This window comes from Micromonospora sp. WMMA1923 (assembly GCF_049179195.1).
GTDB lineage: Bacteria > Actinomycetota > Actinomycetes > Mycobacteriales > Micromonosporaceae > Micromonospora > Micromonospora yangpuensis.
The window spans coordinates 5,383,543-5,398,363 of the sequence record NZ_JBMHLZ010000001.1 but is presented as its reverse complement, the minus strand read 5'-3'; the positions used below and the strand labels follow the sequence as shown (position 1 = coordinate 5,398,363).

Annotated in this window: 12 protein-coding genes, 1 tRNA gene and 2 rRNA genes; 9 read left to right on the top strand and 6 right to left on the bottom strand. The window is 68.5% G+C overall.

Annotated features, from left to right (window positions below):
• Positions 1–228 precede the first annotated feature (228 nt).
• From ACN28G_RS24535 to ACN28G_RS24525, 3 genes are all read left to right on the top strand, one after another.
• Positions 229–3,340, top strand: a 23S ribosomal RNA gene (locus tag ACN28G_RS24535).
• Positions 3,341–3,424: 84 nt separating this feature from the next.
• Positions 3,425–3,541: ribosomal RNA gene (gene rrf / locus ACN28G_RS24530) — 5S ribosomal RNA — on the top strand.
• Between the two features lie 165 nt (positions 3,542–3,706).
• Positions 3,707–4,339 carry an NADPH-dependent F420 reductase gene (locus ACN28G_RS24525; RefSeq protein WP_421480414.1) on the top strand — a complete coding sequence of 211 codons (633 nt, stop codon included), beginning with the start codon at positions 3,707–3,709 and terminating at the stop codon, positions 4,337–4,339.
• A 76-nt stretch (positions 4,340–4,415) separates the two neighbouring features.
• Here ACN28G_RS24525 and ACN28G_RS24520 read toward each other — a convergent pair whose 3' ends face one another.
• The 5 genes from ACN28G_RS24520 to ACN28G_RS24500 all read right to left on the bottom strand — a co-directional run bounded on the left by ACN28G_RS24520 (position 4,416) and on the right by ACN28G_RS24500 (position 10,622).
• Entirely contained in the window at positions 4,416–6,248 is a 1,833-nt protein-coding gene (locus ACN28G_RS24520; protein ID WP_421480966.1) for a VanW family protein, read from the bottom strand.
• Positions 6,249–6,383: 135 nt separating this feature from the next.
• Positions 6,384–8,054 (bottom strand): DUF885 domain-containing protein, encoded by a 1,671-nt coding sequence (locus ACN28G_RS24515; protein WP_091445285.1) that lies wholly within the window; start codon positions 8,052–8,054, stop codon positions 6,384–6,386.
• Between the two features lie 25 nt (positions 8,055–8,079).
• Positions 8,080–8,679: a Uma2 family endonuclease gene (locus ACN28G_RS24510; protein ID WP_091445282.1), complete on the bottom strand. Its 600-nt coding sequence runs from the start codon at positions 8,677–8,679 to the stop codon at positions 8,080–8,082.
• Between the two features lie 77 nt (positions 8,680–8,756).
• Positions 8,757–9,830, bottom strand: a complete 1,074-nt coding sequence (locus ACN28G_RS24505; RefSeq protein WP_091445280.1) for a PHP domain-containing protein — start codon at positions 9,828–9,830, stop codon at positions 8,757–8,759.
• A gap of 21 nt (positions 9,831–9,851) precedes the next feature.
• Positions 9,852–10,622, bottom strand: a complete 771-nt coding sequence (locus ACN28G_RS24500; RefSeq protein ID WP_421480413.1) for a M23 family metallopeptidase — start codon at positions 10,620–10,622, stop codon at positions 9,852–9,854.
• A 68-nt stretch (positions 10,623–10,690) separates the two neighbouring features.
• Between ACN28G_RS24500 and ACN28G_RS24495 the strand changes: the two genes are divergently transcribed.
• From ACN28G_RS24495 to ACN28G_RS24480, 4 genes are all read left to right on the top strand, one after another.
• Positions 10,691–11,077, top strand: coding sequence for a hypothetical protein (locus ACN28G_RS24495; RefSeq protein WP_421480412.1), 387 nt, complete (start codon positions 10,691–10,693; stop codon positions 11,075–11,077).
• A gap of 84 nt (positions 11,078–11,161) precedes the next feature.
• Positions 11,162–11,329, top strand: a complete 168-nt coding sequence (locus ACN28G_RS24490; RefSeq protein WP_175440694.1) for a hypothetical protein — start codon at positions 11,162–11,164, stop codon at positions 11,327–11,329.
• 98 nt (positions 11,330–11,427) lie between these two features.
• Positions 11,428–11,958, top strand: coding sequence for a tRNA adenosine deaminase-associated protein (locus tag ACN28G_RS24485; protein WP_421480411.1), 531 nt, complete (start codon positions 11,428–11,430; stop codon positions 11,956–11,958).
• Positions 11,959–12,136: 178 nt separating this feature from the next.
• Complete coding sequence (locus tag ACN28G_RS24480) at positions 12,137–12,604, top strand: nucleoside deaminase (RefSeq protein ID WP_091447637.1); 468 nt, start codon at positions 12,137–12,139, stop codon at positions 12,602–12,604.
• 82 nt (positions 12,605–12,686) lie between these two features.
• Here ACN28G_RS24480 and deoD read toward each other — a convergent pair whose 3' ends face one another.
• Entirely contained in the window at positions 12,687–13,394 is a 708-nt protein-coding gene (gene deoD, locus ACN28G_RS24475) for a purine-nucleoside phosphorylase (RefSeq protein WP_091445272.1), read from the bottom strand.
• Between the two features lie 75 nt (positions 13,395–13,469).
• On the opposite strand from deoD, the gene ACN28G_RS24470 reads away from it, so the two are divergent.
• Both ACN28G_RS24470 and ACN28G_RS24465 read left to right on the top strand, forming a co-directional pair.
• Positions 13,470–13,556: transfer RNA gene (locus ACN28G_RS24470), tRNA-Ser, on the top strand.
• A gap of 211 nt (positions 13,557–13,767) precedes the next feature.
• Positions 13,768–14,808 (top strand): cytochrome P450, encoded by a 1,041-nt coding sequence (locus tag ACN28G_RS24465; RefSeq protein WP_421480410.1) that lies wholly within the window; start codon positions 13,768–13,770, stop codon positions 14,806–14,808.
• Positions 14,809–14,821 lie beyond the last annotated feature (13 nt).

Here is a 14,821-nt window from a genome sequence, read left to right as displayed (position 1 = left end):
TCTTCGGAGTGGTGGGAACGGTGATCCTGGTGCGGCTGGGGGAAGGCGGAGAGCACCCTGTTGGGTCCTGAAGGAACAACCATGGTTGTTTTTTCAGAGCCTTGTGATGAGGTTGCCAGGCATGGCCTGGCCTCGCATACCGGATCCTGGTGGGTTGCTGGTGTGGGGTTGGTGGGTTGTGGGTTGGTCGTTTGTTGAGAATTGCACAGTGGACGCGAGCATCTTTGTGGTCAAGTTGTCAAGGGCGAACGGTGGATGCCTTGGCACCAGGAGCCGATGAAGGACGTGGGAGGCCGCGATAGGCCTGGGGGAGCTGTCAACCAAGCTGTGATCCCAGGGTGTCCGAATGGGGAAACCTGGCATCAGTCATGTGATGTCACCCGCATCTGAATACATAGGGTGTGTGGGGGGAACGCGGGGAAGTGAAACATCTCAGTACCCGTAGGAAGAGAAAACAATTTAGTGATTCCGTGAGTAGTGGCGAGCGAAAGCGGATTGAGGCTAAACCGGTTGCGTGTGATACCTGTCAGGGGTTGCGTGGTCGGGGTTGTGGGACCCTGCTACACGAGCTGACACTCGTGTGAGGAGTGATAAAGCCAGTTGCTAGCTGAACAGTCTGGGAAGGCTGACCGTAGTCGGTGAGAGTCCGGTAGGTGAAAGTGGCTGGTCTTCTGTGGGTGTTCCCGAGTAGCGGCGGACTCCTGAAATCTGCCGTGAATCTGCCAGGACCACCTGGTAAGCCTAAATACTTCCTGGTGACCGATAGCGGACGAGTACCGTGAGGGAATGGTGAAAAGTACCCCGGGAGGGGAGTGAAATAGTACCTGAAACCGTTCGCCTACAATCCGTCGGAGCCTTTAGGGGTGACGGCGTGCCTTTTGAAGAATGAGCCTGCGAGTTAGTGGCATGTGGCGAGGTTAACCCGTGTGGGGGAGCCGTAGCGAAAGCGAGTCTGAATAGGGCGTTTGAGTCGCATGCTCTAGACCCGAAGCGGAGTGATCTAGCCATGGGCAGGCTGAAGCGTGGGTAAGACTACGTGGAGGGCCGAACCCACCAACGTTGAAAAGTTGGGGGATGACCTGTGGTTAGGGGTGAAAGGCCAATCAAACTCCGTGATAGCTGGTTCTCCCCGAAATGCATTTAGGTGCAGCGTCGTGTGTTTCTTGCCGGAGGTAGAGCACTGGATGGTCTAGGGGGCCCACAAGCTTACCGAAATCAGCCAAACTCCGAATGCCGGTAAGTGAGAGCGCGGCAGTGAGACTGCGGGGGATAAGCTTCGTAGTCGAGAGGGAAACAGCCCAGATCACCAGCTAAGGCCCCTAAGCGTGTGCTAAGTGGAAAAGGATGTGGGATCGCATAGACAACCAGGAGGTTGGCTTAGAAGCAGCCACCCTTTAAAGAGTGCGTAATAGCTCACTGGTCAAGTGGTTCCGCGCCGACAATGTAGCGGGGCTCAAGTACACCGCCGAAGCTGTGGCATTCACATTTTTACTTCGTCTCCGCCTTTTGGTGGGGGTGCAGGTGTGTGGATGGGTAGGGGAGCGTCGTGCCGGGGGTGAAGCAGCCGAGTGATCGAGTTGTGGACGCGGCACGAGTGAGAATGCAGGCATGAGTAGCGAAAGAAGGGTGAGAAACCCTTCCGCCGGATGACCAAGGGTTCCAGGGCCAGGCTAATCCGCCCTGGGTGAGTCGGGACCTAAGGCGAGGCCGAGAGGCGTAGTCGATGGACAACGGGTTGATATTCCCGTACCCGCGAAAGAGCGTCCCTGATGAACTTCGTTGTGCTAACCATCCGAACTGCTTGAGGCCTTCGGGTTGATGGTGGGGAGCGTGGGAACCTGGCGGGTAGTAGTCAAGCGATGGGGTGACGCAGGAAGGTAGCTGATCCCGGCCGGTGGTTGTGCCGGGGTAAGCGTGTAGGCCGTGCCATAGGCAAATCCGTGGCGCATGAGGCTGAGACGTGATGCCGAGCCGATTCAGGTGAAGTCAGTGATCCTATGCTGCCGAGAAAAGCCTCTAGCGAGTTCTTAGCGGCCCGTACCCCAAACCGACACAGGTGGTCAGGTAGAGAATACCGAGGCGATCGGGCGAACTGTGGTTAAGGAACTCGGCAAATTGCCCCCGTAACTTAGGGAGAAGGGGGGCCGGAGACGTGAAGCCCCGCGCGGGTGGAGCGTTGTATGGCCGCAGAGAGCAGGGGGAAGCGACTGTTTACTAAAAACACAGGTCCATGCGAAGAAGTAATTCGATGTATATGGACTGACGCCTGCCCGGTGCTGGAACGTTAAGGGGACCTGTTAGCTCTTCGGGGCGAAGCGGAGAACTTAAGCGCCAGTAAACGGCGGTGGTAACTATAACCATCCTAAGGTAGCGAAATTCCTTGTCGGGTAAGTTCCGACCTGCACGAATGGCGTAACGACTTCCCCACTGTCTCAACCACAGGCCCGGCGAAATTGCATTACGAGTAAAGATGCTCGTTACGCGCGGCAGGACGGAAAGACCCCGGGACCTTTACTATAGCTTGACATTGGTATCCGAATTAGCTTGTGTAGGATAGGTGGGAGCCGGTGAAGTCCATACGCCAGTATGGGTGGAGGCAATCTTGAAATACCACTCTGGTTGATTTGGGTATCTAACTTCGGGCCGTGATCCGGTTCAGGGACAGTGTCTGGTGGGTAGTTTAACTGGGGCGGTTGCCTCCTAAAGGGTAACGGAGGCGCCCAAAGGTTCCCTCAGCCTGGTTGGCAATCAGGTGTTGAGTGCAAGTGCACAAGGGAGCTTGACTGTGAGACTGACAGGTCGAGCAGGGACGAAAGTCGGGACTAGTGATCCGGCACTTGCGTGTGGAAGCGGTGTCGCTCAACGGATAAAAGGTACCCCGGGGATAACAGGCTGATCTTCCCCAAGAGTCCATATCGACGGGATGGTTTGGCACCTCGATGTCGGCTCGTCGCATCCTGGGGCTGTAGCAGGTCCCAAGGGTTGGGCTGTTCGCCCATTAAAGCGGTACGCGAGCTGGGTTTAGAACGTCGTGAGACAGTTCGGTCCCTATCCGCCGTGCGCGTAGGATACTTGAGAAGGGCTGTCCCTAGTACGAGAGGACCGGGACGGACGAACCTCTGGTGTGCCAGTTGTCCCGCCAGGGGCACGGCTGGTTAGCTACGTTCGGAAGGGATAACCGCTGAAAGCATCTAAGCGGGAAGCTCGCTTCAAGATGAGGTATCCCATCCACCTTTGGTGGAGTAAGGCCCCCAGCTAGACGACTGGGTTGATAGGCCGGAAATGTAAGCTCGGTAACGGGTTGAGTTGACCGGTACTAATAGGCCGAGGACTTGACTACGAAGCTGCTACGCGTCCACTGTGCAACTCTTGACAAACGAACGACATCACCGTGTGTGGGTGTTGTTTGATATGTCGATAGGGTTACGGCGGTCATGGCGGAAGGGAAACGCCCGGTTACATTCCGAACCCGGAAGCTAAGCCTTCCAGCGCCGATGGTACTGCACTCGGGAGGGTGTGGGAGAGTAGGACACCGCCGGACATTCTTACAGTGAGGGTCATCCCGACAGGGATGGCCCTCACTGCTTTTTGCGTTTGGGAGCGTGGTCTAGGCCTCCTTCGTGATCGTCGGCGTCCCTACGGGGTACCTGTCCTGTGACGGGACAGGAACCAGACCGCCCGAGACGGGCGGAGACGAGGAGACGCCATGAAGATCGGAATCATCGGGTCGGGGCACATCGGTGGCAACCTGGCTCGTCGGCTGGTGCCACTGGGACACGAGGTGACCGTCGCGAACTCGCGCGGCCCGGAGTCCCTCACCCCGCTCGCCGTGGAGACCGGTGCTAACGCGGGGACCGTGGAACAGGCCGTCGACGGCGCGGACCTGGTCGTGGTGGCCATCCCGCTGCGGGCCGTACCGGAACTGCCCGGTGCGCTGTTCGAGGGCAAGGTGGTGGTCGACGCCAACAACTACTACGCCCAGCGGGACGGGGACATCGCCGAGCTGCTGGACCGCAGCCTCAGCTCCAGCCGGTGGACGGCAGACCACCTCAAGGGCGCCCGGGTGGTCAAGGCGTTCAACAACATCCAGGCCCCGCACCTGCTGGAGCGGGGTCGGCCGGCCGGAGCGGGCGACCGGATCGCGCTGCCGGTGGCCGCCGACGACGCCGACGCCGACGCCAAGCGGTTGGTGATGGAGCTGGTCGACACCCTGGGATTCGACGCCGTCGACGCCGGCACCCTGGACGAGAGCTGGCGGCAGCAGCCGGACACCCCGGTCTACGGCACCGACCGCGACGCCGAGGGCGTCCGTAGGGGCCTGGCCGAAGCGCGCCCCTGAGGACGTACCCCGGATGTGCCGGTGCCCCGCCGGCGAGTTGCCGGCGGGGCACCGTGCGGTCTGCCCTCGACGGAGGTCAGGAGGGCTTCTTGCCGCAGACGAACCGCGGCTCGGCGGCGTAGCGCCAGCTGAACTTCTCCCGCTTGACGACCTTGCCGTCCTTCTTGATGACCCGGAAGGCGTCCTGGGCGAAGCCGTCGATGCCGTTGGCCGGGATGCAGGACGGACCGGGTTCGAGGTACGTCGTGACCGGCTTGGTGATGTCCCGACGGGGGCCGTACTCGGTCTTGACGCTGTCGTAGATCTTGGTGCTCCAGATCGACACGGTGATCGAACTCGACGTGTACGACGTGTCGATCAGGACCCCGTACTCGGTGTTGTTACGGAACTTGAAGTCCAGGTTCGGCCAGAAGATGGTGGACTCGATGACCGCCGGGTACCGGCTGAACCAGTACGAGTGCGGCTTGTGCTCCACGTCCTCCAGGCCGGCGTAGTACGTGGCGTTGAAGAGCGTGGTGGTGAACTGCGAGGTGCCACCGCCGACGCCGGGGACGAGCTTGCCGTCCATGATGACCGGGGCGTCGTGGTAGCCCTGGGCGTAGCCGCGTTCCCCGGTGTGCCCGTTGAGGGAGAACGTCTCGCCGGGCAGGACCACGGTGCCGTCGACGTCCTTGGCGATCTGCACGATGTTCTTGCTGCGGGGCGCGGAGAGACCACCGGTGAACTGGGTGGTGAACTTCGAGACCCGCTCCTTGATGCCCAGCTCGCCGATCTTGTCGGCGGTCACCTCGGGTTGGACCGGCTTCAGCTCGCCGGAGACCGTCCGGTCGTCGCCCTTCGGCAGTACCGCGAGCAGGTCCTTGCCGAGCGTGGCGGTGTCGAGCTGCTGCCCGGGACGGCCGTCGTCGACCACCTTCGGCTTGCCGCCGGTGACGGCCATCCGGGCGTCCCGGGCCTCCACCTCGATCTTGGACAGCTTGTCGCCGAGGGCGCTGCGGAGGCGCTTCACGTCGACCTTGGGGGTCAGCTTGCCGGCCTTGTCCGCGCTGAACCGCAGGCTCTTGGCGATGGCGGCGGGCGGGATGCTCACCGAACCCTGGTCGGTGCGCAGGGTCACCGCCTTGGCGACGGCCGGCTCGGCCAGCTCGGCGGCGAGCTTGTCGACCTCCTCGGCCGTGGTGGCCGGGTGCGTCTCGACCAGCGGCACGGTGACCGGTTGCCCGGCGAGCCAGCCGGCCCGGACCGCCTCGGCGGAGCGCTGCGGGTCCAACGCCAGGCTGGGCTTCGGGCGGGTGACCTTGACGGTGGTGCCCTTGAAGCTGATCGCCGGCATGGTCATCTTGCGGCCCTGGTTGCCCATCACCTTGCGCAGGGCGGCGTCGAGCCGGTCGGCGTCCACCACCACCACGGGCTCGACCTCCCGGGAGCCGACCAGGCGGCTCACCGGGTGGGCCCCGGCCTCGGCCGCCGCCGCCACGGTCGCGTCCACGTCCACGGTCAACCCGACCTCGGCCGGGTCGATCTCCGCGGTCTTCTCGCCGACCCGGACGGTCAGCGGGGCGGTCAGCGTCCCGGTCCGTCGCTCCAACTCGGCGCGCAGTTCCCCGGCCGCCGCCGTCCGACTGCGGCCACCGACCTCGGTGCCGAGCACCGTGGTGCCCCGGGGCACGTCACCGGCGTACGCGTAGGCGCCGGCACCGGCCGCACCGGCCAGCACGACCGTGGTGACCCCGGCGGCGAGCAGGACCCGGGGCCGCCGGAAGCGGGAACGCCTGCCGGCCGGGCCGGCGGTCGGGGGCCCCGCCTGCGTCGGCGGCGGGTCCACGCCCGGCCAACTGACCGCCGTGACCTGCACGGTCGGCCGGTCGTCAGCGGGGGGAGTTTTTTCACCGTACAGAGTCAAGGGCACCTCGATCGGGACGTACCACATGGGGGAGCGCTCCCCCCACGAAGACACCTACGGTAGCCAACGCGCGGGCGGAACGGCAGCCGCCGTCCCGCTCCGGGCCCGATCATGGACCGGTCGGGCCCGGTGGGCGGACGGTCAGAGCCGGGCCAGCGCCCGCCGCAGCGGGTCCAGCCCGAGCGCACCGAGGTCGAGCGCCTGCTGGTGGAACTCCTTCAGGTCGAAGTCGGCGCCCTTGCGTACCTTGGCGTCCTCGCGGGCCTGGAGCCAGATCCGCTCGCCGACCTTGTACGAGGGGGCCTGCCCCGGCCAGCCCAGGTAGCGGTTCAACTCGAAGCGCAGGTTCTCGTCCGGCACCCGGCAGTGCGCGCGCATGAACTCCCAGCCCAGCTCCGGGGTCCACCGCTCACCCGGGTGGAAGCCGAACTGGTTGTCCTTGGGGATCCGCAGCTCCAGGTGCATGCCGATGTCGACGATCACCCGGGCCGCCCGCATGGCCTGCCCGTCGAGCATGCCGAGCTGCTCACCCGGGTCGTCCAGGTAACCCAGTTCGTCCATCAGCCGCTCGGCGTAGAGCGCCCAGCCCTCGCCGTGCCCGGAGACCCAGCAGAGCAGCCGCTGCCAGCGGTTGAGCAGGTCGGCCCGGACCACGGTCTGGGCGATCTGCAGGTGGTGGCCCGGGACGCCCTCGTGGAAGACGGTGGTCACCTCGCGCCAGGTGGAGAAGTCGGTGATGCCCTGCGGCACCGCCCACCACATCCGCCCGGGGCGGGAGAAGTCCTCACTCGGGCCGGTGTAGTAGATGAGCCCGTCGCTGGTCGGCGCGAGGTGGCACTCGATCCGGCGGACCTGCTCCGGGATGTCGAAGTGGGTGCCGTGCAGCTGGTCGACCGTCCGGTCGGCCAGCTCCTGCATCCAGTCCCGGAACGCCTCCTTGCCGGCGACGGTACGGGCCGGGTCGGCGTCCAGCGCCGCCACCGCCTCGTCGATCGTCGCGCCCGGCCCGGCGATCCGCGCCGAGACCGTACGCATGTCGGCCTCCAACCGGGCCAGCTCCTCGAAACCCCAGGCGTACGTCTCGTCGAGGTCGACCTTGGCCCCGAGGAAGTACTGCGAGGCCAGCTCGTACCGCTCCCGGCCGGCGGCCTGCTTCTCGCGGCCCTGCGGGGCCATCTCGGTGCGCAGGAACTGGCCGAACTCGGCGATGGCCGCGGTGGCCGCCGCCGCGCCCCGACGCAGCTCGGCACCGATCGTGCCGTCGGCGTCGAGCCGTTCCACCAGGGCGTGGAAGACGTTGTCGCCGTCCGGGTCGATCCAGACGTCGCACTGCTTGGCCACCTCGACCAGCTGCGCCTGGGAGCTGACCTTCCCGGCGGCGGCGGTGGTGCGCAGCGTGGTCTTGTAGCCCTCCAGGGCGGCGGCGAAGCGGTTGAGCCGGGCGGCGATGTTCGCCTGGGCCTCGGTGCCCTCGGTCGGCATCAGGTCGAAGACGCTGCGCAGCTCGTGCAGCCCGCTGGAGACCACGTTGACCTCGCTGGCGGCGTCACCGCTGTCGTGCCGGGCCAGCTCCAGACCGAGCCGCTCCTGCATGGCCTCCTTGGCGGCCCGCTCCGGCTCGGTGGCCGGCTCGGTCACGTCCAGGTCGGCCAGGGTCCGGCGGGCCAGTTCGGCACGCGCCTCGTACCCCTGCGGGGTCAGGTCGTCGAGCAGGTTGTCGTAGCCGGTGATGCCGACGTACGTCGCGCCGGTCGGGTTCAGCGGGGCCCAGTCGGCCACGTACCGGTCGGCGAGGTCATCGATTCGTCCCACGGTGCGACAGTACGGGACGGGTCGGTCAGGGCAGCAGCTCGGCCGGGTCGAAGTCGATCGGGAACGGCTCGGTGGAGAGCAGCCGCATCCCGCTGACCGCCTGCGTGACGAGCTCGTACCCGCCGGCCTCGCCGAGGGCGTACAGCTCGACCGCGGCGTGCCGCAGCCGTCGGGAGATCTCGACCCGCATGAAGTACGGCACCCGGCCCTCCGCACACCGTTTCGGCTTGTCGACGAAGTCCTGCCGCCGGCTGCCCGGCGAGACGAACTCGACGGCCATCGTGCAGAGGTGGACCGGAATCCACCGGTCCTCCTCGTCGGTCTTGGGTAGGGTGTGCAGCACGGTCACGTCCGGCTGGATCCAGCGCTGCGGGGTGAAGGTGAGGTTCACCTGGCCGAACACGTAGAAACCGTGCTCCTCGGCGTGGGGGGACAGCAGCCGTCCCAACTGCATCTCGCCGTAGCTGTTCGTGCCGACCTCTGCCGGGGTCATGACCAACCTTCCGTCGATGCACTCGTACCGCGCGTGCGGCAACTCGGGCAGCGGGAGGTATCGATCAGCGAGCTGGGTGGTCCACATCCCGTCGAGATCCGTCAGTGGATCGAACTTCATCGGCACCGTCATCCGGCTTCCACCTCCCGATCGGTCAACGACGTCCACTCTAGGAAGTGGCTGTGGTGTCCACCACTGCGTGCCGGCGGTCAGCGGGATGACCGTCGGGTCCACGCCAGCAGCTCGTTCGCGGGCCAGGTGTTGATTACGCGGTCGGCGGGGACGCCGCAGCGGGCCGCCCGGTCGCAGCCGAAGCGCTGCCAGTCGAGCTGGCCGGGGGCGTGCGCGTCGGTGTCGATGGCGAACCGGCAGCCGGCCTCCAGGGCCCGCCGGATCAGCCGCTTCGGTGGGTCCTGCCGCTCCGGCCGGGAGTTGATCTCGACGGCCTTGTCGTGCTCGGCGCAGGCGGCGAAGACCGCGTCCGCGTCGAAGTCGCTCTCGGCCCGGGTACGGGCCCGGTGCCCCCGGTCACCCGGCCCGGTCACCCCGGCCGGCCGGGAGGCGACCATCCGGCCGGTGCAGTGGCCGAGGATGTCCAGGTGCGGGTTGGCGACGGCGGCGAGCATCCGGCGGGTCATCCTCGCCCGGTCGTCGTTCAGCCCGCTGTGCACCGAGCCCACCACCACGTCGAGGCGGGCCAGCAGCTCCTCGTCCTGGTCCAGCGAGCCGTCGGCGAGGATGTCCACCTCGATGCCGGTGAGGATCCGGAACCCGTCCGGCAGGTCGGCGTTGAGCCGCGCCACGTGGTCGAGCTGCTGGCGCAGCCGGGCGGCGGTCAGCCCCCGGGCCACCTTCAGCCGGGGCGAGTGGTCGGTCAGCACCACGTACTCGTGGCCCAGCTCGACCGCGGCCAGCGCCATCTCCTCGATCGGCGAGCCGCCGTCGGACCAGTCGGAGTGCAGGTGGCAGTCGCCACGCAGGGCCGCGCGCAGCGCGGCGGCCTCGGCGTCCAGGTCCAGGCCCTCGGTGGCGGTCAGCCGGCGCAGATATACCGGCTCCTCGCCGGCCAGCGACTCGGCCACGCACCGGGCGGTCACGTCACCGACCCCGGACAGTTCGGTGAGCCGGCCGCTGCCGGCCCGCTCGGTCAGCTCGCCGACGGGCAGGGCGGACAGTGCGGCCGCCGCCGAGCGGAACGCGCGTACCCGGTAGGTCGCCTCGTTGGCCCGCTCCAGCAGGAAGGCGATGCGGCGCAGGTCGGCGATGGGATCCCGGTCGCTCACCCTGCCGAATCTACGCCCGGGTCACGGTTTCGCGGGGCAACCGTGCTCACGTCGCCAGGCGGTCACCGCGGCGGCCGGCTCCCGGTTGCCGCCGCGACGCCACGAGTCGAGGTACTTCGCCGGCCAGACCACGCCCCGGCGGATCCACCAGTCGTCCTGGCCGGTGCAGGGTGGCGAGATGCCGAAGTGCACGTGGCAGACGTTGTTGGCGTTGCCGGTGCGGCCCACCTTGCCGAGTTGCTGCCCGGCCCGGACCCGGGCGCCCTCCTTGATGCCGCGGTCGACGACGCTCAGGTGCGAGCCGTAGTAACGCACCCCGTCGTCGCCGAGCAGCGACACCGACAGGCCGCCGTTGTACGGCCCCTGCGGGCCCCGCTTGTCGTACCGGTCGACCCGGCTGACCTCCAGGATCCGCCCGTCGGTGACCGCGACGAACGGCTCGCCGCAGTCGGCGAAGAGGTCGGTGCCCGGGTACGCCGAGTGGGTCGGGTGGTAGTCGACGTTGTCGGCGCGTACCGGGAAGACGTGCCGCAGTCCGGTGCGGGTAGGCGTCGGCCCGGCGCTGCCCGGTGCCGTGCCGTCCGGTGCGGTGGGGGTCGGGGACGCGGTGGCCGGCGACGGCTCGGCCGGGGCGGGCTGCTCGGCGGTGCGCAGCGCGTCCGGGCTGCGGCCCTGCGGCGACTCCGGCAACTCCCGCTCGGTCGCGCAGCCGGCGGCCAGCACCGCCACCGCGAGCAACAACACCGGGTACGCCGGACGGCGGCGGCTACGGACGGCGGATCGCGGGACCATCCGGTCATCCTGACACGACGACTACCCTGGAGCCGGACGGCGCGAGCCACGGCACGAGGAGCTACGGCATGACCCACCCGGCCTTCCGGCCCGATCCGGCGGCCGGCATGCGCCCGATGCCGCGTACCCCGTCGGGGTTGTTCCCGTCGGCGCCGCCGGCACAGCCGACCTACCGCGAGCCGCACCAGGTCAGCGGTGCCGGGGTCGCGGCCGGCGGCGCGGTCGCCGCCGGCTGGTTGGTGTTGTTCGGCCTGCTCGGCTCGGACCTGACCGGGTACGCCCGGTGGACGCTGTTCGCCGGTGCGGTCGCCTGGCTGGCCTCGTTCGTGCTGGTCAGGGTGGGTGATCGGGGGGTGGCCACCGGCATCGCGATCGTCACCGCCGGTGGTTGGAGCATCGCCGCCGCCGTGGTGGCCCTCCGCTGGTCGGGTACCGGAGACTGGCCGTTATGGTGAGTTGCTTTCACTCTGCGTGACAGTGTGAATTCGCGGTGAAGACCATCTTGACGTACCCGCCAGGGCTGGGCGACCCTCGGGACCATGGCCTGGACCACCCCGCGGCTCGACCCCGACCGTAGCCGCCGCCGCCTTCAGCTCCTCGCCGAGTTGGCCGGGGCCAGAGCGGTACGACAGCGGGAGCGACCGCAGCGGGCTCGTTCCGCACAGCTTCGGCAGCTGATCGCCACCCGGCGCCGGGTCGCCGGCTGAGTTTTGTCTCCACCCCGTCGGGGCGTTGACGCTTCGGTCGCCGAGTCGACCGGATACCGTGCACGCGTAACGAGTCGGCGTGGCAGTTTGGGGGGACCGTGTCGTACTTCGCTGCGGCCGTGGTGCGTGACGACAGTGGCTGGACCGCTGCCGAGGTCAGTCTGCGGGGGGCCACCGACGTCGAGGAGGTCGCCGACCGGCTCCGGGACGTCGACCCGGAGGCCGACCTGTCCCTGCTCTTCGTCGAGGCCGACGACGCGTACCTGGTGATCCTGCGCCTCGACGAGGGCGAGGACCTGCGCATCTTCGGTTCCGACTCGGCGTACGCCGAGGAGTCCCGGATGGGCGCGATGCTGGTCGGCGACCTGAAGACCTCGGTCACCGGGCTGGACGACGTCGACGAGCCGCGACCGTCCGGCGGCAGCGGTGACGACGACAACGAGCAGCCGGCGGTCGACCCGGAGGCCGATCCGGTCGGCGAGGCGGACCTCCTGACCGACCTCGGCATCTCCGCGCAGCGCCTGCTCGCGCTCTGCGGCCACGAGGGGATGCTGCCGGCCGACGTCACCGCCGAGGTGTGCCAACTGCTCGGCTGCGGCGACGAGGTCGAGGAGCTGCGTGAGGTCTGAGCCGCCGGCTGGCTCCGCACCGCCGGTCGGTGCGCCGGCGGACGCGACCGATCCGGCGCTGGGGACCGTCCGGGCCGGGCAGCCGACCCCGGGCTCGGTGGGTCGGGTCGGACCGGGCGCCCGGGAAGGGCTGGCGGATCCGACCGGTACCGGCCGGCGGCAGCGGCACGAGCTGTGGATGCGCCGCGCTCTGGAGATCGCGGTCACCGGTGACCTGCCGCCCGTCGCCGGTACGGCGGCTCCCGACGGCGGATTGGCCGCCGGCGAGGACGTACCGGTGGGTGCGGTGCTCTACGGCCCGGACGGCACCGAGCTGGCCGTCGGGCGCAACGAGCGGGAGCTGACCGGTGACCCGACCGGACACGCCGAGGTGCTGGCGCTGCGGCGCGGTGCCGAGCGCCTGGGCCGGTGGCGACTGGACGGCTGCACCCTGGTGGTCACCCTGGAGCCGTGCACGATGTGCGCGGGCGCGCTGGTGCTGGCCCGGGTGGCGACCGTGGTCTTCGGGGCCTGGGAGCCCAAGACCGGCGCGGCCGGCTCGCTCTGGGACGTGCTGCGGGACCGGCGGCTCAACCACCGCCCCGAGGTCTACGGCGGCGTGCTGGAGACCGAGACGGCAGCCGTGCTGCGCGCCTTCTTCCGCTGACCCTGGGCGGTGGTCGTCGGCCCGGCCCGCCCGGGTCGCCCCCGCCCGGCGGGGCCGGACCGGCCGGGCGGGATCGGACGGGTCAGGCGACGATGGTGTCCAGGGCGATCTCCACCATCTGGCTGAAGGTCTGCTCCCGCTCCTGCGCGGTGGTCTTCTCGCCGGTCTTGATGTGGTCGCTGACGGTCAGCACGGTCAGCGCCCGCGCCTTGTACCGGGCGGCGATCGTGTACAGCGCCGCCGACTCCATCTCCACCGCCAGCACGCCGTAGTCGGCGAGGGTGTCGTAGAGGTCCGGCCGGTCGGTGTAGAAGGCGTCCGCGGCCAGCACCGGCCCGACCCGCATGTCGACGCCGCGTCGCTCGGCCACCTCGACCGCGGTACGCAGCAGCCCGAAGTCGGCCACCGGGGCGTAGTCGATCAGCCCACTGAACCGCATCCGGTTCATGTTCGAGTCGGTGGCGGAGCCGTTGGCGGCCAACACGTCCCGCAGTTGGAGGTCCTCGCTGAGCGCCCCGCAGGAGCCGACCCGGATCAGCGACTTCACCCCGTACTCGTTGATCAGCTCGTGGGCGTAGATGCTGGCCGACGGCATCCCCATGCCGGAGCCCTGGACGGAGACGGCCACGCCGTTCCAGCGGCCGGTGAAGCCGAGCATCCCCCGCACCGTCGAGTAACAGGTCGTGTCCTCGAGGTAGGTCTCCGCGATCCACTTGGCCCGCAGGGGGTCACCCGGCATCAGGACCCGTTCGGCGATCTCGCCCGGCTTCGCGCCGATGTGCGTACTCATGCCAAAGATCCTGCCAGGCCGGCCGCGGGGATACCGGTTCGGCGTCCGAGCCGGGCCTGCGGTAGCCTACTTCGCGGTGGCGTGTCCGAGTGGCCTAAGGAGCACGCCTCGAAAGCGTGTGAGGGTTTACGCCCTCCGCGGGTTCAAATCCCGCCGCCACCGCTCGTGAACAGCGAGGACGCCCGGTCGATCCGCGAGGATCGCACCGGGCGTTCCGCTTCTGGTCCCAGTTGTGGTCTGTCCGACCCGCTCTGTTGGCCACCCCGGCCCGGTTGATTCTGACTGGCATCGATGCAATCTTGGGGGTCTGGTCGATCGATGAGACGCACCGGGCCGGCCCGCGACCGGCCCGTCGCGGGAGAGGACCGACACCGTGACCGCCGCCAGCCACCCTGTCGACACTCGGCTCCGTCACCCCTTCTACCTGCACGACGACGGGATCAACCGGCCCGCCGGCCCGGACAAGCACTGGCGGTACGGGCGGCTCGCCGCCGAGTCCGACCCGGTGGTGCCGATCGTGCGGGAGGTGGCCGGCGAGTTGACCCCGGCGTACCTGATCTGCCGGCACGCGGACGTGCGGGAGGTGCTGCGCCGGCAGGACGTCTTCTCCCGGGCCGAGGCGGGGCCGGCGGACCCGGTCGACGTCGCCGGGACGATGCTCGGGATGGACGGACCCGAGCACGCGCAGGCACGGGGCAGCATCGAGGACTTCTTCACCCCGGCGGCGGTGGCCCGGCTGTCGGACCGGATCGAGGCCGAGGCCGAGGCGCGGTTGGCCGTGCTGACCGCACGGGGCGGGCGGGCGGACCTGATCGCCGACTTCGCGTTGCCGTTCGCCCTGCACACCATCGGTGACCTGCCGGCGGACATCCAGGTGAAGCTGCCGATCTCGCTGGTGGTGGGCGGCCGGGAGACCGCCGCCAGCTCCATCGGCACCTTCTTCCACGTGCTGCACACCAGGCCGTACGGCGACCACCCGACGGCCTGGGCCCACCTGGTCGCGCACCCGGAGCAGGTGGACCGGGCGATCACCGAGTTGGAGCGGTTGCACTCCACCGGCAACGCCGACGCGATGCCCCGCCGGGTACGGGCCGACGTGCGGCTGCCCAGCGGCGTCTCGCTGCGGAAGGGCGACATCGTGGTCCCGTCCCCGGACGCGGCGAACCGGGATCCCCGGGTCTTCCCGGACCCGGAGCGGATGGACTTCGGCCGGGACCCGAACCCGCACCTCTCCTTCGGGTACGGCCCGCACTACTGCGTCGGCGCCCACTGGGGTGCGCTGGAGGTGCGGGTCGCCCTGCGACTGCTGCTGCGGGAGTTGCCCGGCCTGCGGCTCGCCGTACCGCCCGAGCAGGTGCGCTGGAAGGCCGGGCAGCTGATCCTCGGCCCGGAGGCACTGCCGGTCCGCTGGTGACCCGCCGGGCCGG

What these genes read in the sequence shown, in the direction of transcription:
- ACN28G_RS24510 (WP_091445282.1), bottom strand. Translation starts at nt 8,679, where the DNA reads ATGACGGTGCCGATGAAGTTCGATCCACTGACGGATCTCGACGGGATG.
- ACN28G_RS24525 (WP_421480414.1), top strand. Translation starts at nt 3,707, where the DNA reads ATGAAGATCGGAATCATCGGGTCGGGGCACATCGGTGGCAACCTGGCT.
- ACN28G_RS24500 (WP_421480413.1), bottom strand. Translation starts at nt 10,622, where the DNA reads ATGGTCCCGCGATCCGCCGTCCGTAGCCGCCGCCGTCCGGCGTACCCG.
- ACN28G_RS24495 (WP_421480412.1), top strand. Translation starts at nt 10,691, where the DNA reads ATGACCCACCCGGCCTTCCGGCCCGATCCGGCGGCCGGCATGCGCCCG.
- deoD (WP_091445272.1), bottom strand. Translation starts at nt 13,394, where the DNA reads ATGAGTACGCACATCGGCGCGAAGCCGGGCGAGATCGCCGAACGGGTC.
- ACN28G_RS24480 (WP_091447637.1), top strand. Translation starts at nt 12,137, where the DNA reads ATGCGCCGCGCTCTGGAGATCGCGGTCACCGGTGACCTGCCGCCCGTC.
- ACN28G_RS24490 (WP_175440694.1), top strand. Translation starts at nt 11,162, where the DNA reads ATGGCCTGGACCACCCCGCGGCTCGACCCCGACCGTAGCCGCCGCCGC.